Below are 23,818 nucleotides of genomic sequence, written 5' to 3'. Positions count from 1 at the left end.
AGCGCTGTTTCGCTAAGTTCTGATGGAAATGCAAACCGGCCGGCCCGCGCCCGAATGAAACAGTTGAAAAAGACAGTGATCCGCGCCGGGCTCGAAGCGCTGTACTTTTCGGGCGCGCACCGGCTGCTGCGGCCGCTGTTCGCGGGCGTCGGCGCCGTCTTCATGCTGCATCACGTCCGCCCCCGGCGCGCGGATGCATTCCAGCCGAATCACCATCTTGAGGTCGAGCCCGAGTTCCTGCGCGCGATGCTGTCGCATCTGCGCGACCTCGACATCGACATCGTCGCCATGGACGAGGCGCATCAGCGTCTCACCGAACGGAATTTCGCGCGGCGCTTCGCCTGCTTCACCTTCGACGACGGCTACCGCGACAACCGCGACTTCGCGCTGCCGGTGATGCGCGAATTCGGCGCGCCGTTCACGGTCTATGTCGCGAGCGACTTCGCCGAAGGCACCGGGCGGCTGTGGTGGGTCGCGCTGGAGCGGGCGATCGCCAACGCCTCGGCGATCGAGGTGCCGATCGGCGGCATCATGACACGCCTCGATGCCTCGACGGCGCAGGCCAAGCAGGCGGCGTTCGACCGCATGCATGACTGGCTGCGCTCGCTGCCGGGCGAGCACGACATGCAGCGCGAGATCTCGGCGCTGTGTACCAGGCACGGCGTCGACGAGACCGGCATCGCGCGCGAGCTGTGCATGTCCTGGGACGAGCTGAAGGCGTTTGCGGACGATCCGCTGGTGACGATCGGCGCGCATACCATCACCCACTGCAATCTCGCCAAGCAGAGCGAGGAGGTCGCAGCCCACGAACTGTCGACCAGCCGCGCGCGGATCGAGGCGGCGCTGCAACGCCAGGCGCTGCATCTGGCCTACCCTTACGGCGACCGGATCGCCGCCGGACCGCGCGAATTCGCGCTCGCCAAGGCGGCCGGCTTCAAGACCGCGGTGACGACGCGGCCCGGCATGATCTTCCCCGAGAGCGCCGACCATCTGACGGCGCTGCAGCGCGTCTCGCTCAACGGCAACTACCAGGATCAGCGCATCCTGCCGGTGCTGACCTCGGGCGCCGCGACGGCGATGTGGAACGGATTCCGCCGCATCGACGCGGCGTGAGGCGCGCGCACCCTTCCTTGACTCGCCGCCCTCCCCCGCCCAAAACCGGCGGCAAGGCAAACGGAGGAAGCACCATGTTCAAGGATCTGTTCTCACTCAAAGGCCGCGTCGCGCTCGTGACCGGCGGCTCGCGCGGCATCGGCAAGATGATCGCGGCCGGCTTCCTCGCGCAGGGCGCGGCGAAGGTCTACATCACCGCCCGCAAGGCCGGCCCGTGCGAGGCGACCGCCAAGGAATTGACGGCGGAATATGGCGGCGAGTGCATCGCGCTGCCGATCGACATCTCGACCGTCGACGGCTGCAACAAGTTGGCCTCCGAGATCATCAAGCTCGAGCCGAAGCTCGACATCCTCGTCAACAATGCCGGCGCTGCCTGGGGTGCCGACTTCGACGAATTCCCGGAGAGCGGCTGGGACAAGGTGATGAATTTGAATGTGAAGTCGATCTTCTTTCTGACGAAAGCGCTGGCTAAGCCGCTGCGCGCGGCGGCGAGCCACCAGAAGCCGGGCAAGGTGATCAACATCGCCTCGATCGACGGCATCTTCGTCAATCCGATGGAGACCTATTCTTATGCCGCGAGCAAGGCCGCGGTGATCCATCTGACGCGGCGGATGGCGACCCGCCTGATCAAGGACAACATCAACGTGACCGCGATCGCGCCGGGCGCGTTTGCGTCCGACATGAACCGCGCCGCGCGCGACGAGGCGGAAGCTGTGGCGAAGCGCATTCCGGCAAAGCGCATCGGCACCGATGAGGACATGGCGGGTGTCGCGATCTACCTCGCCTCGCGCGCCGGCGACTATGTGGTCGGCAACACCATCGCGGTGGACGGCGGCGTGGTCTACGGGACCGCGGGGCTGGAGATTGCGGGGTAAGGCAAGGCGACAGTGCGCTCCCTCGCCCCGCTCTTGCGGGGAGAGGGTTGGGGTGAGGGGCTGTCACCGCGAACACGGGGACCATTGTGCTCGCGGAGAGTCCCCCTCACCCGGATCGCATCTATCGATGCGATCCGGCCTCTCCCCGCGGGCGGGGAGAGGCGAAGTAGAGAGGCGCGAAGATCAGGTCTCGATCCTCACATACTCGAAGTCGCCCGGCTTGTTGTCGATGCCGACCTTGGGCGGCGAGATCCAGGAGGCGAACTGGCCGGCCTCGGTGACGGGCTTCATCAGCGAGGCGATGAAGTCGCCGTCGGCGGAGGACGGCAGCCACTCGTTCTTGCGCTTGGCCCAGGTCGCGTCGTCGATCAGCAAACCTTCCGGCGTTGCCTGGATATCCTTGAACTCGCCGATCTGGCGATGGAAGGCGACATGCGGGCATTTGAGCGTGAAGTTGATGCCGGTGGTCGAGATCACCTTGTTCCAGCGCAGCATGCCCTTGACGCAATCCTGCGTGTAGTCGTCGCGCAGGCGCATGTTGAGTGCGGTCAGCGCCGGCTCGTCGACCAGCTTGATCTGGCCGTCGATCATCTTCATCACCGGATAGGTCGAGCTCTTGAGCTGGTGATCGTCGTCGATCGTGGTTTCCTTGTAGCGGCCCTTGATGCCGGCGTTGAAGGCGTTCGCCGCGTTGGTCGAGACCTCCGAGCCGAACAGGTCGAGCGACAGCGAGTAGTGCAGGTTCAGCTTCTTCTGGATGGTCGGCAGGTCGATCACGCCGAGCGCGCGGATCTTCTCGATCTCGTTGGGATCGGTGATGCCGGCTTCCTTCATCGCCTCGCAGGTACGCTGCACGACGCGGCTGATGCCGGTCTCGCCGACGAACATGTGGTGGGCTTCTTCGGTCAGCATGAAGCGGCAGGTGCGCGACAGCGGATCGAAGCCGGACTGCGCGAGCGAGTGCAACTGCATCTTGCCGTCGCGGTCGGTGAAGTAGGTGAACATGAAGAAGGACAGCCAGTCCGGCGTCGCCTCGTTGAAGGCGCCGAGCATGCGCGGAGAATCCGCATCACCCGAGCGGCGGCGCAACAAATCATCGGCCTCCTCGCGGCCGTCGCGGCCGAAATATTTCTGCAAGAGGTAGACCATCGCCCAGAGATGGCGGCCTTCCTCGACGTTGACCTGGAACAGGTTGCGCATGTCGTAGAGCGAGGGCGCGGTCTTGCCGAGATGGCGCTGCTGCTCGACCGAGGCAGGCTCGGTGTCGCCCTGGATCACGATCAGGCGGCGCAAGGTGGCGCGGTGCTCGCCGGGGACTTCCTGCCAGGCCGGCTTGCCGTAATTCTCGCCGAACGGGATGACGCGATTTTCCTCCTGGGGAGCAAGGAGAATGCCCCAGCGATATTCCGGCATCTTGACGTAGTCGAACTTGGCCCAGCCGCGCGGATCGACCGAATAGGCGGTGCGCAGATAAACCAGCGACTGCTGAAAGCCTTCCGGCCCCATATCGGTCCACCAGTCCATATAGCCGGGATGCCAGCCTTCCAGCGCCTTGAGCACTTGGCGGTCGGACGCAAGATCGACGTTGTTGGGAATCTTGGTCGAGTAGTCGACGTTCATGATGTTCATGTTCATGGCCGTGCTCCTTTGTGTCTCTTGTCCCGGACGCGGTGCAGCGCGTAGCGGTGCGCCGCAGAGCCGGGACCCATTCGGTGGTCCAGGTGGGTCCCGGTTCTGCGGCGCATCACTTGCGTGCTGCGCAGCGCCCGGGACGCGAAATCAAACGCGGGTCATATCGAATTGCGCCTTCTGGCCGGTGCCGTAGCGGCGCAGCGCGCCCTCTTCACCGACGGCATTGGGCCGCTGGAAGATCCAGTTCTGCCACGCCGTGAGGCGCGAGAAGATTTTCGATTCCATGGTCTCCGGGCCGACGAAGCGCAGATTGGCTTCCATGCCGGTGAGGCCGTCGGGCGAGAACGAGGTGCGCTCCTCCAGGAACACGCGGACCTCGTCGTCCCAGTCGATGTCGTCGAGCGCGAAGGTGACGAGGCCGAGCTCTTCGGCTTCTTCCGCATCGAGCGCCTTGCCGATCGTCCCTTGCGCGCGCTCCAGATCCGCCGGATCGGCCTGGAAGCGCGACTGCAGCCGGGTCAGGCCGTGGCTCATCGGATAGGGGCCGAAATTCATCGCTGAGAGCTCGATCATCGGCGGGGCGCGGTTGTCGCCCTGCTTCTGGCCGATCAGCATGTAGGAGCGGTCGGCGGCGAACACGAGCTCGGCCAAGGTGCCGACGAAGCAGGAGCCGGGCTCGACCAAGGTCACCAGCGTGCGCGAGGTGACGTCGATGCGCTTGAGCACCCGCTTCCAGTAATGCCTGATTTCGTTGACCAGCCAATGGCCCTTGTTGGCCTCGAGGAAGGCGTCATAGCCGAGCACATGGGCGCGCTCGCCATGGCTCTTGAACACGAGCATCGCGATCTCGAGCTCGTTGATGCGCAGGTGCAGGATCGCGTCATCGAGCTCGCGGGCGACCTGCAGCGGCCAGAACGCCGCGCCCTGCGCGACGAGGCCGTCGATATCGGCCGGCGGTGCGCTCTCCGGTGCCTTGATCGAGATGGTCGCGATGCGGGCGGCGCGATCGATGTCGACACTCACAAAGCCGTAGCGGATCGCGCTGTCGTCGATGGTGCGTTTCAGCGGCGTCAGCGCAAGGCCTTTGCCATTGCCGTTGCGGGTCGACTTCGCCGCGAACTCCTTGGCGCGCTCGGCGACTTTGCCTTCGAGCTTGCTGTTCGGCACGATCTCGTCGACCAGCCGCCACGCGACGGCGCGCTTGCCCTTGATGCCTTCCTCGATGGTGCAGAAGAAGTCGGCGTGGTCGCGGCGCACCTTGCGCTTGTCGACGACGCGGGTGAGGCCGCCGGTGCCCGGCAGCACCGCGAGCAGCGGCACTTCCGGCAGCGACACGGCGGCCGCGCCGTCATCGGCCAGCATGATGTGATCGGTCGCGAGCGCCAGCTCATAGCCGCCGCCGGCCGCGGTGCCGTTGACGACGGTGATGAAGCGTTGGCCGGAATTCTCGCTGGAATCTTCCAGACCGTTGCGGGTCTCGTTGGTGAACTTGCAGAAGTTGACCTTGTGGGCGTGCGTGGAGCCCGCGAGCATGCGGATGTTGGCGCCGGCGCAGAACACGCGGTTCTTGCCCGAGCGCATCACCACGACCTTCACTTCGGGATGCTCGAAGCGCAGCCGCTGCACGGCATCCGCGAGCTCGATGTCGACGCCGAGGTCGTAGGAATTCAGCTTGAGCTGATAGCCTTCGAACAGACCGGCATTCTCGTCGACGTCCATGGTCAGCGTCGCGACGTCGCCGGCGACGTCCAGCTTCCAGTGCCGATAGCGCGAGGGATCAGTCTGGAAATCGATGTACTTCGCCCCGTCAGCGAGGACGCGATCTTCAGCAGCCATGGGCGTTTACCCCTTGAACGTTATTGGTCTCGACATCATGCACAATAATGCATGTTTTTGGTTTGGTCTAGTTCAAAACGAAAAAACATGCATTTTGTTTCATGTTCGGTAAAATCGCCCGCTCGGCCAATGGCCTAGCGATGCGATAAACTTCAGGCGGCGAGCGAGCGGTCGTCGCGCAGCGCCGCCTTGGCGAAATCGGTGATGGTTTCGAGCGTGACCTCCGGCGCTTCCCGATGCGGCGAATGGCCGGCGCCCCGGATCAGCGTGACGTCGACGGGGCAGTAGCACTCGTCTTGCGCGATCTCGGCCTGGCGCATCGTGCCGTACTGATCGTCGGCGCCCTGCAGGATCGCGATGGGGACGCGGATGTAGGCGAGATACTCCGAGATATCCCAGTCGCGGAATGTCGGATCGAGCCAGGCGCCGTTCCAGCCATAAAACGCGTTGTCGACGTCCTTGTGCCAGCGCGCGAGCTTGTCCTTCAGATTGGTCGTCTCATACGCGGTCTTGATCTCGGCGATCGATGTCACCGAGATGTCCTCGACGATGAAATGCGGTGCCAGCAGCGCAATGCCGTGCAGGCGGTGATCCTGATGCGCGCCGGCATAGATCGCCGCGATCGAGGCGCCGTCGGAATGGCCAACGAGGATGCCGCGGCGGAAGCCGATCGCATCGAGCACTTTCGGCAGCACGTCGATTGCCTCGCGCTGCATGTAGTCGAGCGGCCGCGGCAGTTTTGCGGGCGACGACGCGCCGTAGCCGGCACGCGAATAGGCGAACACGCCGGCGCCGGTCGCCGCCTGCAGTCTGTCCGGGAAGTCGCCCCACAGACCGACGGAGCCGAGGCCTTCATGCAGCATCACGATGGTCGGCGCGGCGTCAGGTGACGGACCGATCATGCGGTATTCGAGGTCGGATGCGCCGATGCGCAGAAAACCGTTGGGACTTAGGTTTTGCATGGTTGGCTCTCCGAATACGTCGTCCTGGCGAAAGCCAGGACCCAGACGCCGTGGCGTTTGTTTTGAGAGGTGGTGTTCGACGGCTTTCGCGCAACGACTCAGATTCGTGGTAATGGGTCCTGGCTTTCGCCAGGACGACGGATGCTACTGCGCCCCGTCCCGCAGCTTGAACCGCTGGATCTTGCCCGTCGCCGTCTTCGGCAGCGTGTCCACCACCTCGATCCAGCGCGGATATTTCCACGGGCCGATCTTCTGTTTGACGTGCTCTTTCAGCGCTTCATACAGATTGTCCGTCTCGCTGCCGCCGCGCAGCACCACGAACGCCTTCGGCTTCAGCAGCCCTTCCGGATCGGCTTCGGCGACGACGGCGGCTTCCAGCACCGCGGGATGCGTGATCAGCGCGCTCTCGACCTCGAACGGCGAGACCCAGATGCCAGAGACCTTGAACATGTCGTCGGCGCGGCCGCAGAAGGTGTAGCGGCCATCGGCGCCGCGGACATATTTATCGCCGGTGCGGGTCCAGTGGCCCTGGAAGGTGTTCCTGCTCTTGGTGCGCTGGTTCCAATAGCCCTCGCCGGCCGATGGCGCCTCGACCAGGAGTTCGCCGACCTCGCCATCAGGCACGTCGTCGCCGGCATCGCTGACGAGGCGGACTTTGTAGCCGGGGACAGCGCGGCCCGACGTGCCGTATTTGATGTCGCCGGGCGCGTTCGACAGGAAGATGTGCAGCAGCTCAGTCGAGCCGATGCCGTCGAGGATGTCGACGCCGAAGCGCGATTTCCAGTTATGGCCGACCGATTCCGGCAGCGCCTCGCCGGCGGAGGCACAGATGCGCAGGCGCGTGCCGGCGCGTGCGGTCTTCGCCGCCTCGTCGTTCAGCATCGCCGCGAACAGCGTCGGCGCGCCGTAGAAGATGGTTGGATTGTATGTGTTGAGCAGCTCGAACATCAGCGCCGGCGTCGGCCGCGCCGAATTCAGCACCGTGCTGGCGCCGACCGACATCGGGAAAGTCAGTGAATTGCCGAGGCCATAGGCGAAGAACAGCTTTGCCGCCGAGAGGCAGACGTCGTCCTCCCTGACAGCGAGCACCTGCTTGCCGTAAGTATCTGCGGTCGCCTGCAGGCTGGCATGCAGATGCCGGACGCCCTTGGGCATGCCGGTCGAGCCTGACGAATAGAGCCAGAACGCCGGCTCTTCGGGATGGGTCGGCGCGGTCGTGAACGTGTCGCTCTCGCGCGCGAGCTCGTCCGACAACAATTTATGTCCATGCGCCTCCTTGCCGGAGACCACGACATGTTCGAGATCCGGCAGGCGCCCAATGACATCCTTCAGCACCGGCAGCAGCGCTTCGGACACGAACAGCACGCGGGCGCGGCAATCGCCGAGGATGTAGGAGAACTGCTCGGCGGTGAGCAGCGTGTTGAGCGGCACCGGCACCACGCCGGCGCGGATCGCCCCCAGGAACACGATCGGGAAATCGACCGTATCCAGCATGATCATGGCGACGCGCTCTTCGCGGCGGACGCCAAGCCGGCGCAAGAGATTGCCGAGCCGGCGGGTCTGTCCCTGCAGCTCGCCATAGGTCAGTTTCGAGACGGTGTCGTCGAAGACAACCTTGTTGCCACGGCCCTCGTCGACGTTACGGTCGAGCAACCAGGTCACTGCATTGTAGGTCATGCCCCGCTCCTCGAACTCATACGCGCCAAAACGCTCTCTCCCGGACTTTTAAGAATTATAATTCATACAAAGCCACCACATCGGCTTGCTGTCAATCCTCATCGGCATTATGTTTCCTAAAGCTTCGGCGAATACAGGGCGCAATGACCCAGGATAACGATCCGGAAACCGGCTTCCTCGAGCAGCTCGGCCAACGCGTGCGCACCATGCGGGCGCTGCGCGGCATGTCGCGAAAAGTGCTCGCGAAGGTCTCCGGCATTTCCGAACGCTACATCGCCCAGCTCGAAAGCGGCAAAGGCAATGTCTCGATCGTGCTGCTGCGCCGTGTCGCAGGCGCGATGGGCGCGCATCTCGAAGACATCATCCCCTCCTCCGAGCCGGTGCCGGATTGGGCCGTGTTCCGCGATCTCCTGCGGAAAGCATCGCCAAACCAGATCGCGCAGGCCAAGGACGCGCTCGCCGGCGGTGGCGCCGCCGCGCATCGCCGCGCCGCCTTCTCCGGCATCGCGCTGATCGGTCTCCGCGGCGCCGGCAAGTCGACGCTCGGGCGGATGCTCGCCAAGAAAATCGGCTGGAGCTTCGTCGAGCTCAACAAGGAGATCGAGGCGCAGAACGGATTGTCGGTTGCCGAGATCATCGCGCTCTACGGCCAGGAAGGTTTTCGCCGCATGGAGCAGGCCGCGCTGAATCAGCTGCTGGCACGGAAGGAATTGATGGTGCTCGCCACCGGCGGCGGCATCGTCTCCGAGCCGCTGACCTTCGACCTGATCCTGTCGTCGTTCTACACGATCTGGCTGAAGGCCGAGCCCGAAGAGCACATGACCCGCGTCCGCGGCCAGGGCGATTTGCGCCCGATGGCCGACGACCGCTCGGCGATGGCGGAGCTGCGCAACATCCTGCTCAGCCGCGAACCGCTCTATGCGCGGGCGACGGCGGTCGTTGACACCGCCGGGCTGTCGGTCGATGCCGCCGCCGCGCGGTTGATCGATTCGGTGCGGCCGGTGCTGCAGAACGAGGCGCGGAGTTTTGGGCTGCGCAGCGTGGCGCTGTAGCGAGCCGTATTTAACGACCATGACGGCAGCGCGCCCCCTCGCCCCGCTCTTCGCGGGGAGAGGGTTGGGGTGAGGGGGCTTTCTCCGCGTAACGACCGCCTCAATTTGCATGCGGGATTCGAACGAGTCGGAGGGACTAACGTTGTGGCAATATCCTGCCTCGCCCCTCACCCGAAATTCGCTGCGCGAATTTCGACCTCTCCCCGCAAAAGGGCGGGGAGAGGTGAAGTGGCTCGCCTCGACTAACTACCGCTCCATTTCGCGCAGCTCGGCATAGCTCAGCCCGCGCAGCTCCGTGCCGTCGAAATAGACGAAGCGCAGTCTCCGGCGCTGGGAGATGAAGTTTTGCGGCAGCGGGTCGTAGCGGAAGGTGGCGCCGCCGAGATGCGGGGTCAGGCTGCCGACGTCGGTCAGGGCGTCGATCTCGACCCGCAGCAGGCGCAGCGTGGTCTCGCCCAGCGTCACCTCGAACGGCACCCGCGCCAGCCGCAGGAAGCTGGTGGCATCGGTCGCGGCGAGGAAGCCGTCGACGAAGGCCTTTTCGACCTTGTCGAGATCGGGCTCGACCACAGGCGCTGCGGTCGTGCCATGCGGCTGGTGCGGCGTCTGCCACTGCGCGGCGCCGCGCGCGGCCTGCGGCTGGTTGTGGCCGGGACCATGCGGCGAATGCGCATGGTCGTGGGGGTGGTCATGGCCATGATGGTGGTGGTGGTCATGGTCGTGATGATGGTGATCGTGCGAATGATGGTGGTGGTGGTGATCGTGGCGACCCATGACACCCTCAGTAAGCAACAGGCTTGTTGATGATGGACTTGTGTTTGCCGAGCTTGCCATGCGCGACCATCGAGCCCAGCGCTTCCACCACGACGCGCACACCGATCAGCGCGGTGATATCTGACGTATCGTAGGGCGGCGAGACCTCGACGACTTCGAGACCGCACAGGCCTTCGGCAGCGACGAGCCCCAGAATCTTCAGCGCCTCGCGCGGCAGGAAGCCGCCCGGCTCCGGCCAGCCGGTACCGGGCACGAAGCCGCAATCGATGGAGTCGACGTCGAAGGAGATGTAGACGGCGTCGGCATCCTTCCACGCCAGTTCCAGCGCGATCTCGGCGGTCTTCTCCAGCCCGATCCGCTCGATGTCGGCGATGGTCAGCACGTTGGTGTTGCGCTTGCGCGCGACCTCGACGCCCTCGCGCGGCACCTGCCAGCCGCCGATGCCAAGCTGCACCAGATTGGTCGGCTTGACGTTCGGCAAATTGGTCGCGTGGAACCAGGGCGTGGTGTGCATGCGCTCGTCGAGATCCTTCTCCTGGATATCGATGTGGCGGTCGAAGTGGATGATGCCGATCCGCTTGTCGGTGCATTGCGCGATGCCGCGCACGCAGGGAAAGCCGATCGAGTGGTCGCCGCCGAGCATGACCGGCAGCGCGCCCGAGGAGAACACGTGGGCGACGCCGCGCGAGATCTGGTCGAAGCTCTTTTCCAGATTGGCGGGGATCGTGAAGACGTCGCCGGCATCGCACAGCGTCATCTGCTCGCGCAGATCGACGCCGAGCTCGTAATTATAGGGCGTGTAGAGCGCCGAGATGCGGCGGATGCCCTGTGGCCCGAAGCGCGTGCCGGGCCGGTAGGTGGTGCCGGAATCGAAGGGGATGCCGATCACGGCGGCGTCGTATTTGGCGACGTCGCGGACGTTCTCGACATAGGGCGCCTTCATGAAGGTGTTGATGCCGGCAAAATGCGGCAGCTCGCCGCGCGCAAAGGTGGGAATCTCGCGATCGGTCAGGCTGTCGGAACCGGGCAGGCCCATGTCGAGCGCCCATTGCTTTTCCTTGCGCCAGCCCGTGCCGGGCAGCTTGCCTTCGGCCTCGAGCGCCTGCCAGCCTTGCGTGGCCATCTTGTCGAAGTCGGGATGGTGATGGCGCGTGCGCGAGCGATCCGGCCAAAGGCCGGCGTGCTGCGAATGGCGCGTGCGTGATGGGAAAGACATAGTCCGCTCCTTGTCGTCTTCTGGTTATTGCTGGGCTTCCACCTGGGCGCGGAGGAAACCGAGCACAGGCACTGCGCTGTCGCGCGTGAGGTCGAGGTCGTAGGTGATGTTGGCGCCGTAGCGTTCCGGCGCCTGCGGGTCGCGCCGCGTCTTGTCGAGGGCGATCAGTCGCGTCGCCAAACCGAAGGCTTCCTTGATGTCGTGGGTGACCATCACGATGGTCATCTTCAGGTCGCGCCACAGCGGCTTGATCAGCGCATGCATCTGCGCACGGGTGCCGGGATCAAGCGCGCCGAAGGGCTCGTCGAGCAGCAGGACGCGCGGCTGTTTTGCCAAGGCCTGCGCGATCGCCAGCCTCTGCTGCATGCCGCCCGACAGCGCGCTCGGATATTTGTCGGCGTGCGGCCCGAGCCCGACCGCGTCGATCAGCGCCCGGCTCTTTTCGATCGCCTCGCGCCGCGCTGAACCGAACAGTCGCGCGGAAAATTTGCGCTCGGCGAATTCGTAGCCGATCAGGACATTGCCGAGCACGGTGAGATGCGGAAACACCGAGTAGCGCTGGAACACGATGCCGCGGTCTGGCCCTGGCTCGGCCGGAAACGGCTCGCCGTCGAGCAGCACCGCGCCCTGCGCCGGCCTCTCCTGCCCGAGGATCAGGCGCAGGAACGTGCTCTTGCCGGCGCCCGACGGTCCCACCACCGAAAGAAATGTGCCGGAGGCGATCTCGAGATTGATGCGCTCGAGCACAACCTGGTTGCCGTACTCGACCCAGACATTGCGGAACGACAGCGCGCTCATCACCGCGGCTCCTGCACGAAAGCCCAGGGGAAGGCGCGGCGGCCGATATAGACCAGCGCGAGATCGAGGAGAAAGGCAAGCAGCGTAATCCAGACCACGTAGGGCAGGATCACGTCCATCGACAGATAGCGCCGCACCAGGAAGATGCGGTAGCCGAGCCCGACATCGGAGGCGATCGCCTCCGCCGAGATCAGGAACAGGAAAGCCGGCCCGATCATCAGCCGCAGGCATTTGAGCAGCCGCGGCATGATCTGCGGCAACACCACGCGGATCGCGACCTGCCAGGTCGAGGCGCCCAATGTCTGCGCCTTGATCAATTGCTCGCGCGGCATCGCCGAGACTTCCAGCGAGAGATCGCGGATCAGGGTCGGCGTCACGCCGATGATGATCAGCATCACCTTGGAGAGCTCGCCGAGCCCGAATACGATGAACAGGATGGGCAAGACCGCCATCGGGGGAATCATCGAGAGCACCGCGAACAGCGTGCCGAAGCCGGCGCCGGCGACCGGCAGCAGGCCGATGGTGAGGCCGATCGCAAGCCCGACCGCTGCTGCGATGCCGAGCCCGAGCGCGAGCCGCCTGAGACTCGCAGCCGTGTCGACCCAGAGCACATATTCGCCGGAGCGCCGGTCCGGTTCGGCCGCGAGCCGTTTGGTCGTCGCGGCCATCTCCGAGATCGGCGGCAGCAGCTTGTCATCCGGATTGGCGGCGCGCCGCTCCGCCGATCCGATCACATAGATGATCGCGATCAGCACGAACGGCAGCATCGCCAGCAGGATGCGCCCGCCGCGCGGCGGGACGACATTCATGGCACGCGTCATGGACGACCTCTCGGTGGCATGGCAATCGCGTCTGGGAACCGAAGTGATGTGGGCAGTGGCGCTGGGCTCCCTCTCCCGCTTGCGGGGGAGGGTGGGGTGGGGGTGTCTCCGCATAGAGAACCCCGCCGTGGAGACACCCCCACCCGCCACGCATCTGCGATGCGCGTCGGCCTCCCCCGCAAGCGGGAGAGGCGAAGCGAGCTAGCGGATCGACTCGCGTCATTCATATGCGATTGCCGCGCTCTCCGTGGCCGGACCGCGCGGCAGTTACAGCTTCCCGTCCGCCGCAAGCTTCATGAAGCTCGGATCGAACCGCAGCTTCACGTTCGTGGCCGAGCCGAGCGTCGAGGTCGGCGTCTGGATGCCGACCGCGTCTTTCGACTTGACGTTCTCGCCGAGCAGATTGTGCTCGAAACAGAAGCTGCGCACGAGGTCCATGATCCTGGGCAGCTCCGCGCCGGTCATGAAGTCGGCGCCGTCCTTTGGCGCGTAATACATGTGCGTGGTCTTGAGCTGGGTCTCGAAGCCGGCGAGATCGGTCCCGGAGAGTTTTGCCATCGCCTCGCGCGCGGCCTTGCCCTTCTCGCCAGAATCCTTCATCAGCGCGATGGTTTCGTACCAGATGCCGGTCAGGGCCTTGGCAATCTCTGGATTGTCCTTCAGCGTCTCGCTGTTGAGCACCAGCAGGTCCTGGATTTCGCCGGGGATCTTGCTGGAATCGAACACCAGCGAGGCGCCCGGCTCGGCCTTCACCTCCAGCAGTTGCGGATTCCAGGTCACGATCGCCGTGGTATCCGGCGATTTCGCCGCGGCAACGATGTCGGCATCCGAGGTGTTGACGGTCTTGATGTCCTTCTCGTCGAGCTTCACGGTCGAAAGCCCGCGCGCCAGCAGATAGTGGGAGACGCTGAGCTCGACGAGATTGATCTTCTGGCCCTTGATGTCGGCCAGCGTCTTGCCCTTCTTGAGCACGACGCCGTCATTGCCGTTGGAATAGTCGCCCATGATCACGGCGGTGGTGTCGACGCCGCCGGCGGCAGGAATGGTCAGCGCATCCATGTTGGTGACGGTGACGCCGTCGAACTTGCCGGCGGTGTACTGGTTAATCGATTCGACGTAGTCGTTGATCTGGGTGACGTTGATGGTGATGCCGTATTTGTCGGCCCATTTCTTCACGATGCCGGCCTCGGCCGCATAGGGCCACGGCATCCAGCCGACATAGATCGTCCAGGCGATGTTGAATTCCTTCTTCTTCGCCGCGAGCGCGGGAGACGTCGGCGAAACCGCGGCCAGAAGGCAGGCCGTGCAGACAGCAGTGAGCAGATTTTTCAAAGTTGCCATGTCCAGTCCTCAAAAAGGGTTTGATGACTGCGGACTGGCAAATGAAACCTCGTGCCTGCCAACCGCGGCCACTGAGGTCTCCCGGGCTTTTGTCCCGCCGTGCCCCAAGGGGTTGGACCCCCTGGTGGCAGCTCTCGGACCAGTCATTCCCCACATCAGGGAATCGGAACCCTAGCCGCCAACTCTGAACTCCCTTGTAAGCAATCAACGTGCCAAGGAAAAGCTCTTTTGATTCAGAGAAGCGTGTTTTGGCATCTGCACAAGAAGATGGCAGCGCGAATTGTTCTTGGGCGCGACAAGCTCGTTACAGCAGCCGGCTCCTCACATCCTCGGCGCCCTCCCGCAGCAGCGGCAGGAAGCGCTCGATCAGCTCGCTCGTCGGCACGCGATCGACATGCGCGCCCATGTTGATGGCGGCGACGATGCTGCCATCGTAGCGGCGCACCGGGACCGAGATCGAGCGGAAATGCGGCTCGGCCTCGCGGTCGACGAGGGAATAGCCCTTGGCGCGATCGGCGACGATGGCAGCGAGCAATTTCCTGGGATCGGTGACGGTTTGTGGCGTCAGCGGCTCGCGCTTCATCGCCTTCAGTCTTGTCGCAAGCTCCGCATCATTGAGCCGGCCGAGCATGGCGCGGCCGACCGAGGTGCAGAACGACGGCAGGCGATAGCCGATGTCGAGACCGCCGGAGAACATCCGCGTCGGGCTACCGCGCGCGACGAACACGACATCGTCGCCGTCGAGCAGCGCCAGCGAAGAGATCTCCTGGGCTGCGGTTGCGATGCGGTCGAGCACCGGCTGCAGCACGGTCACGATCTGGTTGGAGCTGAGATAGGCGCCGGCGAGTGTCAGCACATGGGGTGTCAGCGTGAATAGTTTTCCGTCGGTGGAGACGAAGCCGCCATGCGCCAGCGTGAACAGGATGCGCCTCGCGGTGGCGCGCGGCAGCTCGGCGGCGCGGGCGAGATCGCTCAGCGTCGCAGGTCCCGTGATGGTGCCGAACACCTGGAGGAGACGCAGGCCGCGGTCGAGGCTTTCGACGAAATCCGTCGCGCGCTCTTCACCATTCTCACGCTTCAGCTTTGGCATTTTGGGCCTTTTCTTGACGCGTTTTCTTCACGCGAACCGGTGCCCACTTCGCTCGAAAACGCTTTGTGGAGATTCGAACGGTTCAAAATTGCGCTTGCCGGTTCAGATAGACATGGCATAATTCGCCCATTCGTTCAATAGGCGAACACGTCCGAAGGAGACTCCGCCATGATGAGCCAGGAAGCGAACGACCTGATCACCCGCACCGGGGCCAAGGACCCCTGTGGCAGACTGATGCGGAGTTACTGGCAGCCGGCGGCGCTGGTAGACGAATTGCAGGGCGCGCGACCGGTGAGGCCGGTCAAGCTGCTCGGCGAAAACCTGGTGCTGTTTCGCGACGAGACCGGCCGCTACGGCCTGATCGCCCGGCACTGCGCGCATCGCGGCGCCGACCTCGCCTTCGGCCGGCTGGAGAATGGCGGCTTGCGCTGCGCCTTCCATGGCTGGCTGTTCGATGCCACCGGCCAATGCATCGAGACGCCGGCCGAGCCGGCCGGCTCGCAGCTCTGCAAGGGCATCAAGCAGCGCTCCTATCCGGTGGTCGAGAAGAGCGGCATACTCTGGGCCTATCTCGGCGAAGGCGAGCCACCGGCGTTTCCGGAGCTCGACTGCTTCGTCGCACCTGACAGCCACACTTTTGCGTTCAAGGGCCACATGAACTGCAACTGGCTGCAGGCGCTCGAGGTCGGCATCGATCCCGCGCACGCCTCCTATCTGCATCGCTTCTTCGAGGACGAGGATACGTCGGCCGCCTATGGCAAGCAGTTCCGCGGCGCCTCCGCCGGCTCTGACATGCCGATGACGAAGATTCTGCGCGAATATGATCGTCCCATCATCAATGTCGAGCACACCGAATACGGCCTGCGCCTGATCGCGCTGCGCGAGCTCGACGAGACGAGCACCCATGTGCGGGTGACCAACCAGCTATTCCCGCACGGCTTCGTGATTCCGATGTCGACGGAGATGACGATCACGCAGTGGCATGTGCCTGTCGATGACGAGAACTGCTACTGGTATGCGATCTTCACCAGCTACACCAATCCGGTCGACAAGGCGAAGATGCGCGACCAGCGGCTCGAGCTCTACGAGCTGCCCGACTACACCTCGCGCAAGAACAGAAACAACGACTACGGCTTCGATCCGCACGAGCAGGCGACCGAGACCTATACCGGCATGGGCACGGACATCAACGTGCACGACCAGTGGGCGGTGGAATCGATGGGTCCGATCCAGGACCGCACCAACGAGCATCTCGGCCAGAGCGACAAGGCGATCGTGCAGTATCGCCGCCTGCTGCGGCAGGAGATCGAAAAGGTCGCCGGCGGCGAAAAGCCGATGCTGTTCCTCGATGAGGCCAGCGCGCGCAGCATCCAGGGCCCGGCGACGATGGACGGCATCGGACCGACGCAAGGCTGGGAGCTCTACTGGATGGAAGTCGACGTCAAGCGCCGCCGCGGCGCGCCCTGGGCCGCCCCCGTGCCGCGCGAGATCGCCGGCAAGGTGCAGCATCTGTCGGCGGCGGAGTGATAATGCTAGCGATCCTGCCGCGTAGCGCCTTTCTTCACCTCGCCCCGCTTGCGGGGAGAGGTCGGATTGCATCGCCAGATGCAATCCGGGTGAGGGGGTACAGGTCTATCGATAGATCGAGGCGGCGGAGAGAGCCCCTCACCCCGACCCTCTCCCCGCAAGAGCGGGGCGAGGGGGAAGTAAGAGGAGCCACACTTTGAGCTTCGTTGAGCGTCACGGCCTGTGGTCGGATGAGCAGAGGGAAGCGGCGAAGCGCCTTGCGCAGATCGTCGAGGAGCAGAAGCTCGAAGTCATCCGCCTCTCCTTCCCGGACCAGCACGGCATCCTGCGCGGCAAGACGCTGATCGCCTCGGAAGCGGTGCGGTCGCTGGAGAGCGGCTGCTCGATCACCACGACGATGCTGGCCAAGGACACCTCGCACAAGACGGTATTCCCGGTGTTCACGTCGGGCGGCGGCTTTGGCATGAAGGAGATGGAGGGCGCGGCCGACGTGCTGATGGTCGCCGATCCCACCACGTTCCGCGTGCTGCCGTGGGCGCCCACCACCGGGTGGCTGCTGTGCGATCTCCATTTCAACGACGGCCGTCCCGTGCCGTTCGCGACGCGCAATCTTTATCGCAAGGTGCTCGATCAGCTCGGCAGCCGCGGTTACGATTTCGTTGCCGGTCTCGAGGTCGAATTCCATCTGTTCAAGCTCGACAACGCGCACATGGCGCCTGATGATGCCGGCCAGCCCGGCCGGCCGCCGGACGTCAGCCTGCTCTCGCACGGCTATCAGTACCTGACCGAGCAGCGCTACGATCAGATGGAGCCGGCGCTGGAGATCATCCGCCGCGACGTGCTCGCGCTCGGCCTGCCGCTCCGCTCTGTCGAGGTCGAGTTCGGCCCGAGCCAGTGCGAATTCACCTTCCAGCCGACAGTTGGCCTCGCGCCGGCCGACACCATGGTGCTGTTTCGTTCGGCGGTGAAGCAGATCGCGCGCCGCCACGGCTATCACGCGACCTTCATGTGCCGCCCGAAACTGCCGAACGTGTTCGCGTCCGGCTGGCACCTGCATCAATCGCTGGTGTCGCGCACGAACGGCGAGAACGCGTTCATGGCCAAGGAAGGCGGCGAACCCTTAAGCCCGTTCGGCCGCGCCTATCTTGCCGGCCTGATCGAGCATGCCCGGGCCTCGACGGTGTTCACGACGCCGACCATCAACGGCTACAAGCGCTACCGCTCCTACTCGCTGGCGCCGGACCGCGCGATCTGGGGCCGCGACAACCGAGGCGTGATGATCCGCGTGCTCGGCGGCGCCGATGATCCCGCAACACGGCTGGAGAACCGGATCGGCGAGCCCGCGGCGAATCCCTATCTCTACATGGCCAGCCAAATCCTCTCCGGCCTCGACGGCGTCGACCGCAAGCTCGATCCGCCGCCATCGGCGGATACGCCGTATGAAGCCAAAGCCGCGCTATTGCCGAAGTCGCTGCGCGAAGCGGTGTTCGCGCTGAACGACGATCCGTTCTTCCGGCAGGCGCTGGGCGCGGAGTTCGTGGACTATTACGTCCACATCAAGAATGCGGAGATCGAGCGCTTCCAGGCCGAGGTGTCGGACTGGGAGCAGCGCGAGTATTTTGAGATGTTTTGAGGGACGCGCCGCCTTCCCTCGAACGGCTAGAGACTCGCGAGGTTCGCTGCGACAGCCTTTTCATTCCATTCCAGACCGACACCGGGCGTGTCGGGAATGTGCAAGAGGCCATCCTTGATGTCGTAGGGGCGCTGGAGAATCGGATCGGCCCAATCCTGCCACTCCAGCCAATGCGCGGTCTCCGTGACGCGCATGACGTGAGCGGCGACCTCCGGATAGAGATGCGTCGACATCGGGATGCCCGCAGCGCCCGCGATCGCCGCCGCGCGCATCCAGCCCGTAACGCCGCCGATGCGCATGAAGTCGGGCATCACCAGATCGCAGGCCTTTTTCGCGATCGCCTTGTGCATCTCCCTTGGACCGTAGAAATTCTCGCCGATCTGGATCGGCGTCTTTAGCTCCGCCGCCAGTTGGGCGTGTCCGTCGAGATTGTCGTAGAGGACGGGCTCCTCGATCCAGTCGAGGCCATAATCATCGATCATATGGCAGCGCTCGATGGCTTCGGCGAGATTGAGTCCCTGGTTGTAGTCGATCATCAGATGCATGCGATCGCCGACCGTTTTCCTGACAGCGTCGAGGGTCGCCAGATCCTGGCGCGGATCGCTGCGGCCGAGGCGCAGTTTCAGGGCGGAGAACCCGCCCTCCTCCCGCAACTCCAGCGCTTGCGCTGCGACGGCGGCCGGTTCCTGCAACCAGAGGCCGTTGCTGTTGTAGGATCTGACGGCGCCGACCGTGCCGCCCAACAAGACGCAGAGCGGCTTGTTGGCGGCCTTTGCCAGCGCGTCCCACGCGGCCATGTCGAGGCCCGACGCGGCGATCATGGACAGGCCCTCATAGCCGACGAAATGCAGCGATTTGCGCGCGGCGTCGAACACCTCGACCGGTGCCACGCTGCGTCCCCTGAGCAATTCACTGAGGTCATGAATCGCCGGCACCAGGTAGCGCATCGACTTCACGATGTACGGCTCGAGATAGCTTCGGCCGACAATGCCCTCCTCCGTCACGAGATCGATGAGGATGATCGGCCACTCCGGGATCGTGGCAATGCGCGCGACCACGGGCCGCTTCATCTTGAGCACCACCGGACGAGCCTTGATTTCTCTGAGCGTCAATGAATCCGGCATGGCGATTGCCTCACAGCTCAAGGGAAGCTGACTGGAAACGGATTTGAAAAATCGCGAAGACCATTCCAATCGGTTTTGCAACCGATGTAAATTCACTACCCGGTATAGTTATGAAGGTGACGGCATGGCACGATCTGCAGAGCCGACGCGCGCGCGCATCCTCAGCACCGCCTATGTGCTGTTTCGCCAGCGCGGATATAGCCGCGTCAGCATGGACGAGATCGCAGCAGCGACGAAGGTCACCAAGCGAACGCTGTACAACCATTTCCAGAGCAAGGATCAGCTGCTCGCCTTCGTGCTCGAAGCGCAGAACGAGCTGGCGCTGGCCGCATTCAAGACATTCGGCGACAGACTGTCCGGCGCGCCGGCGGCGATCATCGACGGCCTGTTCCGCGACCTCGCGGCCTGGGCCGACCGGCCGCGCTGGGCCGGCTCGGGCTTCACCAGGCTGGTGATCGAGCTGGCCGATCTGCCCGGCCATCCCGCCCGCGCCATCGCGCGGCGGCACAAGGCCTTGCTCGAAACCCATCTAGGCGATCTCTTGAAGCGGGCCGGCGTCCGCGAGGCGCATCGCCGCGCACGCGAGATCTGGCTGCTGTCCGAAGGCGCGATCTCGTTGATGCTGGTGCACGGCGATCGCAGCTATGCGACGGCGGCGGCCGACGCCGCGAAGCGATTGCTGCGGGGCTCCTCGCGCTGAGGCCGGCGTCTGCTGGATTCCCAGGGATTTGTAGGGTGGGCAAAGCGAAAGCGTGCCCACCATCACGAGCACGCCGTGGATGGTGGGCACGGCGCAAGCGCCTTTGCCCACCCTACGCAGCCGTCAAATTCCCAGATACCGGTGCTGCAGATCGGGCTCCGCGACCAGCTGCTCGCTGGTGCCGCTCCACACCGCCTTGCCGCGCTCGATGATGTAGTGCCGGTCGGCGATCTTCGCGAGGTTCTCGACGTTCTTGTCGATGACCAGCACCGATTGGCCCTGCCCCTTCAGCATCGACAGGCAGCTCCAGATCTCGTCGCGGATCAATGGCGCGAGGCCTTCGGTCGCTTCATCGAGGATCAGCAGTCTTGGATTGGTCATCAGCGCGCGGCCGATCGCAAGCATCTGCTGCTCGCCGCCGGACAGCGTGACGCCCATGTTGGTGCCGCGCTCGGCGAGGCGCGGGAACAGCGCGTGAATCTTGTCGAGGGTCCAGGGGTTCGATGCGCCGAGGCGATTGCCGGCAGCGGCAACAAGGTTTTCGCGCACCGTCAGATTCGGGAAGATCTGGCGTCCCTCAGGGACGAGACCGATTCCGAGTTTTGCAATTTTGTAGGACGGTAGCCCCCGCACCTGCTCGCCGGCGAAACGGATGGTGCCGCCGCGCGCGGGCGTCAGGCCCATGATCGAGCGGATGGTGGTGGTCTTGCCCATGCCGTTGCGGCCCATCAGCGCGACCATCTCGCCTGATTTGATCGACAGCGTCATGCCGAACAGCACCTGGCTCAACCCGTAGCAGGTCTCGATGCCGTCGATTTCCAGCAGTGTCTCAGCCATCCCTGAATCAGCCATGTGCGGTCACCGCATGCTGCTCGCCGAGATAGGCGCGCTTGACCTCTTCGTGCTTGCGGATCGCGTCCGGCACGTCGCAGGCGATGACGCGGCCATAGACCAGCACCGTGATGCGGTCGGCGAGCGCGAACACCGCCTCCATGTCGTGCTCGACCAGCACGATGGTGACTTCCTTGCGCAGCTCTTTCAACAGCGCGACCATCCGCTGGGATTCGGTGACGCCGAGGCCGGCCATCGGCTCGTCCAGCAAGAGAAGTTGAGGTTTGGTGGCGAGCGCGACCGCAAGCTCGAGCTCGCGCTGCTCGCCATGGCTGAGCTCGGAGACCACGACGTCGGCGCGCTGGCCGAGACCGACGCGCTCCAGCGCGGCGCGCGCGGCGGCGCGCAGATGCGGCTCCTTGCGCGCGGCGCCCCAGAAGCGGAAGGAGTGGCCGTCATGGGCCTGGGCGGCCAGCGCGACATTGTCGATCGCCGAAAAGTCCTTCAGCAGCGAGGTGATCTGGAACGAGCGGGCGAGCCCCAGCGCGCTGCGCTTGTAGGACGGCAGGCCGGTGACGTCGCGGCCGGCAAAATGGATGCTGCCGGAGTTCGGCATCAGCTGGCCGGTGAGCTGGCTGATCAGCGTGGTCTTGCCGGCGCCGTTGGGGCCGATGATGGCGTGCAGCTCGCCGGGCACGACCTCCATCGACAGATTGTCGGTGGCCTTGATGCCGCCGAAGCTGCGAACGAGACTTTGCACGCGGAGCAAGGGATCAGGCACGGTTGAACCTCCCGAGCAGCCCCATGATGCCGCCGCGCGCGAACAGCACGATCAGCAGCAGCAGCGGACCCATGATCAGCGCCCAATATTCGGTGAACTGCGACAGTAGCTCCTCCAGCAGCAGGAAGGCGATGGCGCCGATGACGGGGCCGAACAGCGATCCCATCCCGCCCAACACCACCATCACCATCAGCTCGCCGGAGCGGGTCCAGTACATGCCGGCCGGGCTGACGAAATCGGTGTTGTTGGCCAGCAGCGCGCCGGCCAGGCCGCAGATCGTGCCTGAGATGACGAAGCAGACCAGCCGATAGCGGTTGGCATGGAAGCCGATCGCCTGCATGCGCTGCTCGTTGGAGCGGACGCCCTGCACGACGAGGCCGAAGCGCGAATTGACGATGCGCCAGATCAGATAGATGCCGCCGAACAGGCAGGCGAGGCAGAGATAATAGAATTGCGTGCGGTTCGAGAGGTTGATCAGGCCGGCGAAATCGCTCCGCTTGTAGATCGTCAGGCCGTCGTCGGCACCGTAGCGCGACAGGCTGGTCGCCACGTAATAGGCCATCTGCGCGAAGGCCAGCGTGATCATGATGAAGTAGACGCCGCGGGTGCGCAGGCTGAGCGCGCCGATCACCAGCGCGAACAGCGCGGAGACGATCAGCGCCACCGGCCACTGGATGAAGCCGGAACCGATGCCCTCGGCGGCGAGGATGCCGACCGCGTAGCCGCCGATGCCGAGATAGGCGGCGTGGCCGAAGCTCATCATGCCGCCATAGCCCATGATCAGGTTCAGGCTGGCGGCGGCGAGCGCGAAGATCACGATGCGGGTGAACAGCGTGAGAATGAAGATGTTGCCGGACGCCGCCGAATACACCGGCAGCATGATCAGCGCGGCGCAGAGCACCGCCACGACGGCGTTGGAGACGTTGAGATTTGGCATCATCGTTTGGCCGCCGGAAACAGCCCTTCAGGCCGTACTACGAGGATGATGGCCATCAACAGATAGATCAGCATCGAGGACAGCGCCGGCGCTGCGGTCGAGGCCGCCGCCCCGCTCAGCACCTTGCGCAAGAGATCCGGCAGGAAGGCGCGGCCGAGCGTATCGATCATGCCGACGAAGATCGCCGCCATGAAGGCGCCGCGGATCGAGCCGATGCCGCCGATCACGATGATGACGAAGGCAAGGATCAGGATGTTCTCGCCCATGCCGATCTGCACGGTGAGGATCGGCGCCTGCATCAGCCCGGCGAGGCCGGCGAGAGCGGCGCCGAGGCCGAACACCAAAGTGAACAGCAGCTTGATGTTGATGCCGAGCGCGCCGATCATCTCGCGATTGGAGGCGCCGGCACGGATCAGCATGCCGATGCGGGTGCGCATCACCACGACATAAAGCCCCGCGGCGACCGCCAGCGCGACGCCGATGATCAGCAGGCGATAGGCCGGATAGAACACGCCGGGGATGATCTGCACGGGCACGGTGAGCCAGGCCGGTAGCGGCAGCGCCAGGCCCGCCGGGCCCCAGATCAGGCGGACGGCATCGTTGAAGAACAGGATCAGGCCGAAGGTCGCCAGCACCTGGTCGAGATGGTCGCGGCCGTAAAGATGCTTCAGCGCGACGAATTCCAGGGCGATGCCGAGCAAGAGCGTCGCCACCAGCGCCAACAGCGCGCCGAGCACGAAGCTGCCGGTCCAGGCCGCGAAGGTGGCGGCGAAATAGGCGCCCATCATGTAGAGCGAGCCGTGCGCCAGGTTGACGAAATCCATGATGCCGAACACCAGCGTCAGCCCGGCTGCCAAGAGGAACAGCAACAGGCCGAATTGCAGGCCGTTCAGAAGTTGTTCGACGACGAGAAACATCGTGTGGTTATGACCCGCGCTTAACAAAACAGCGGCAGCACGTGTGCACTGCCGCTTATCGCTTATTGTTTTCCCTTACCTCGCTGTCGCGGGAAGAGAATTTGGGGTGAGGGACGCTCTCCATGCACCGAATGCGCGGAGAGTCCCCCTCACCCGATCGCTTTGCGATCGACCTCTCCCC

Annotated in this window: 21 protein-coding genes and 1 riboswitch; of the genes, 6 read left to right on the top strand and 15 right to left on the bottom strand. The window is 64.5% G+C overall.

Annotated features, from left to right (window positions below):
• The first annotated feature begins 54 nt into the window (after positions 1-54).
• The gene (locus tag JQ604_RS11895) at positions 55-1,113 is read left to right on the top strand and encodes a polysaccharide deacetylase family protein (RefSeq protein WP_212357287.1); all 1,059 of its coding nucleotides are present in this window, start codon (positions 55-57) and stop codon (positions 1,111-1,113) included.
• Between the two features lie 74 nt (positions 1,114-1,187).
• Positions 1,188-1,988: an SDR family NAD(P)-dependent oxidoreductase gene (locus tag JQ604_RS11890; RefSeq protein WP_212357270.1), complete on the top strand. Its 801-nt coding sequence runs from the start codon at positions 1,188-1,190 to the stop codon at positions 1,986-1,988.
• 183 nt (positions 1,989-2,171) lie between these two features.
• On the opposite strand, the gene boxB is transcribed toward JQ604_RS11890, so the two are convergent.
• The 4 genes from boxB to JQ604_RS11870 form a co-directional block, all read right to left on the bottom strand.
• Positions 2,172-3,623, bottom strand: a complete 1,452-nt coding sequence (gene boxB, locus JQ604_RS11885; protein ID WP_212357267.1) for a benzoyl-CoA 2,3-epoxidase subunit BoxB — start codon at positions 3,621-3,623, stop codon at positions 2,172-2,174.
• Between the two features lie 144 nt (positions 3,624-3,767).
• Positions 3,768-5,456 (bottom strand): 2,3-epoxybenzoyl-CoA dihydrolase, encoded by a 1,689-nt coding sequence (gene boxC / locus JQ604_RS11880; RefSeq protein WP_212357252.1) that lies wholly within the window; start codon positions 5,454-5,456, stop codon positions 3,768-3,770.
• A 152-nt stretch (positions 5,457-5,608) separates the two neighbouring features.
• Positions 5,609-6,418: an alpha/beta fold hydrolase gene (locus tag JQ604_RS11875; RefSeq protein WP_212357250.1), complete on the bottom strand. Its 810-nt coding sequence runs from the start codon at positions 6,416-6,418 to the stop codon at positions 5,609-5,611.
• Between the two features lie 144 nt (positions 6,419-6,562).
• The gene (locus tag JQ604_RS11870; RefSeq protein WP_212357247.1) at positions 6,563-8,095 is read right to left on the bottom strand and encodes a benzoate-CoA ligase family protein; all 1,533 of its coding nucleotides are present in this window, start codon (positions 8,093-8,095) and stop codon (positions 6,563-6,565) included.
• Between the two features lie 143 nt (positions 8,096-8,238).
• Here JQ604_RS11870 and JQ604_RS11865 point away from each other — a divergent pair, with 143 nt between their 5' ends.
• On the top strand, positions 8,239-9,147 hold the full coding sequence (locus tag JQ604_RS11865; protein ID WP_212357244.1) for a helix-turn-helix transcriptional regulator: 909 nt from the start codon (positions 8,239-8,241) through the stop codon (positions 9,145-9,147).
• A 246-nt stretch (positions 9,148-9,393) separates the two neighbouring features.
• Here JQ604_RS11865 and JQ604_RS42005 read toward each other — a convergent pair whose 3' ends face one another.
• The 6 genes from JQ604_RS42005 to JQ604_RS11835 form a co-directional block, all read right to left on the bottom strand.
• Positions 9,394-9,717: a hypothetical protein gene (locus JQ604_RS42005; RefSeq protein ID WP_212357771.1), complete on the bottom strand. Its 324-nt coding sequence runs from the start codon at positions 9,715-9,717 to the stop codon at positions 9,394-9,396.
• Positions 9,718-9,928: 211 nt separating this feature from the next.
• On the bottom strand, positions 9,929-11,137 hold the full coding sequence (locus JQ604_RS11855; protein ID WP_212357241.1) for an agmatinase family protein: 1,209 nt from the start codon (positions 11,135-11,137) through the stop codon (positions 9,929-9,931).
• Positions 11,138-11,161: 24 nt separating this feature from the next.
• Positions 11,162-11,935 carry an ABC transporter ATP-binding protein gene (locus JQ604_RS11850; RefSeq protein WP_212357226.1) on the bottom strand — a complete coding sequence of 258 codons (774 nt, stop codon included), beginning with the start codon at positions 11,933-11,935 and terminating at the stop codon, positions 11,162-11,164.
• Positions 11,935-12,756 carry an ABC transporter permease gene (locus JQ604_RS11845; RefSeq protein WP_212357224.1) on the bottom strand — a complete coding sequence of 274 codons (822 nt, stop codon included), beginning with the start codon at positions 12,754-12,756 and terminating at the stop codon, positions 11,935-11,937. Before JQ604_RS11845 ends, JQ604_RS11850 begins: the two co-directional genes overlap by 1 nt.
• Before the next feature lie 267 nt (positions 12,757-13,023).
• On the bottom strand, positions 13,024-14,097 hold the full coding sequence (locus JQ604_RS11840; RefSeq protein WP_212357222.1) for a putative urea ABC transporter substrate-binding protein: 1,074 nt from the start codon (positions 14,095-14,097) through the stop codon (positions 13,024-13,026).
• Positions 14,098-14,173: 76 nt separating this feature from the next.
• Positions 14,174-14,283, bottom strand: a riboswitch (guanidine-I (ykkC/yxkD leader).
• Positions 14,284-14,401: 118 nt separating this feature from the next.
• A complete protein-coding gene (locus JQ604_RS11835; protein WP_212357219.1) occupies positions 14,402-15,187 on the bottom strand; it encodes an IclR family transcriptional regulator domain-containing protein in 786 nt (261 codons plus the stop codon).
• 168 nt (positions 15,188-15,355) lie between these two features.
• Here JQ604_RS11835 and JQ604_RS11830 point away from each other — a divergent pair, with 168 nt between their 5' ends.
• Positions 15,356-16,714 carry an aromatic ring-hydroxylating dioxygenase subunit alpha gene (locus JQ604_RS11830; RefSeq protein ID WP_212357216.1) on the top strand — a complete coding sequence of 453 codons (1,359 nt, stop codon included), beginning with the start codon at positions 15,356-15,358 and terminating at the stop codon, positions 16,712-16,714.
• A gap of 196 nt (positions 16,715-16,910) precedes the next feature.
• Positions 16,911-18,347, top strand: coding sequence for a glutamine synthetase family protein (locus tag JQ604_RS11825; protein WP_212357214.1), 1,437 nt, complete (start codon positions 16,911-16,913; stop codon positions 18,345-18,347).
• Positions 18,348-18,373: 26 nt separating this feature from the next.
• Here JQ604_RS11825 and JQ604_RS11820 read toward each other — a convergent pair whose 3' ends face one another.
• The gene (locus tag JQ604_RS11820) at positions 18,374-19,471 is read right to left on the bottom strand and encodes an enolase C-terminal domain-like protein (RefSeq protein WP_212357210.1); all 1,098 of its coding nucleotides are present in this window, start codon (positions 19,469-19,471) and stop codon (positions 18,374-18,376) included.
• A gap of 124 nt (positions 19,472-19,595) precedes the next feature.
• Between JQ604_RS11820 and JQ604_RS11815 the strand changes: the two genes are divergently transcribed.
• Positions 19,596-20,171, top strand: coding sequence for a TetR/AcrR family transcriptional regulator (locus tag JQ604_RS11815; RefSeq protein WP_212357207.1), 576 nt, complete (start codon positions 19,596-19,598; stop codon positions 20,169-20,171).
• A 123-nt stretch (positions 20,172-20,294) separates the two neighbouring features.
• Here JQ604_RS11815 and JQ604_RS11810 read toward each other — a convergent pair whose 3' ends face one another.
• The 4 genes from JQ604_RS11810 to JQ604_RS11795 are packed head-to-tail and all read right to left on the bottom strand — an operon-like array spanning position 20,295 to position 23,637.
• Positions 20,295-21,008, bottom strand: a complete 714-nt coding sequence (locus JQ604_RS11810) for an ABC transporter ATP-binding protein (protein WP_212357204.1) — start codon at positions 21,006-21,008, stop codon at positions 20,295-20,297.
• A 7-nt stretch (positions 21,009-21,015) separates the two neighbouring features.
• Positions 21,016-21,783, bottom strand: coding sequence for an ABC transporter ATP-binding protein (locus JQ604_RS11805; RefSeq protein ID WP_212357201.1), 768 nt, complete (start codon positions 21,781-21,783; stop codon positions 21,016-21,018).
• Positions 21,776-22,723: a branched-chain amino acid ABC transporter permease gene (locus JQ604_RS11800; RefSeq protein WP_212357199.1), complete on the bottom strand. Its 948-nt coding sequence runs from the start codon at positions 22,721-22,723 to the stop codon at positions 21,776-21,778. The genes JQ604_RS11805 and JQ604_RS11800 overlap by 8 nt, the downstream gene beginning before the upstream one ends.
• On the bottom strand, positions 22,720-23,637 hold the full coding sequence (locus JQ604_RS11795) for a branched-chain amino acid ABC transporter permease (RefSeq protein ID WP_212357196.1): 918 nt from the start codon (positions 23,635-23,637) through the stop codon (positions 22,720-22,722). Before JQ604_RS11795 ends, JQ604_RS11800 begins: the two co-directional genes overlap by 4 nt.
• Between the last annotated feature and the right edge of the window lie 181 nt (positions 23,638-23,818).

Origin of the sequence: Bradyrhizobium jicamae (assembly GCF_018130695.1) — a bacterium.
In the GTDB taxonomy this organism is placed as follows: Bacteria; Pseudomonadota; Alphaproteobacteria; order Rhizobiales; family Xanthobacteraceae; genus Bradyrhizobium; species Bradyrhizobium jicamae_B.
Note: the sequence above shows the minus strand (reverse complement) of the source record. Positions and strands in the feature narration are given on the sequence as shown.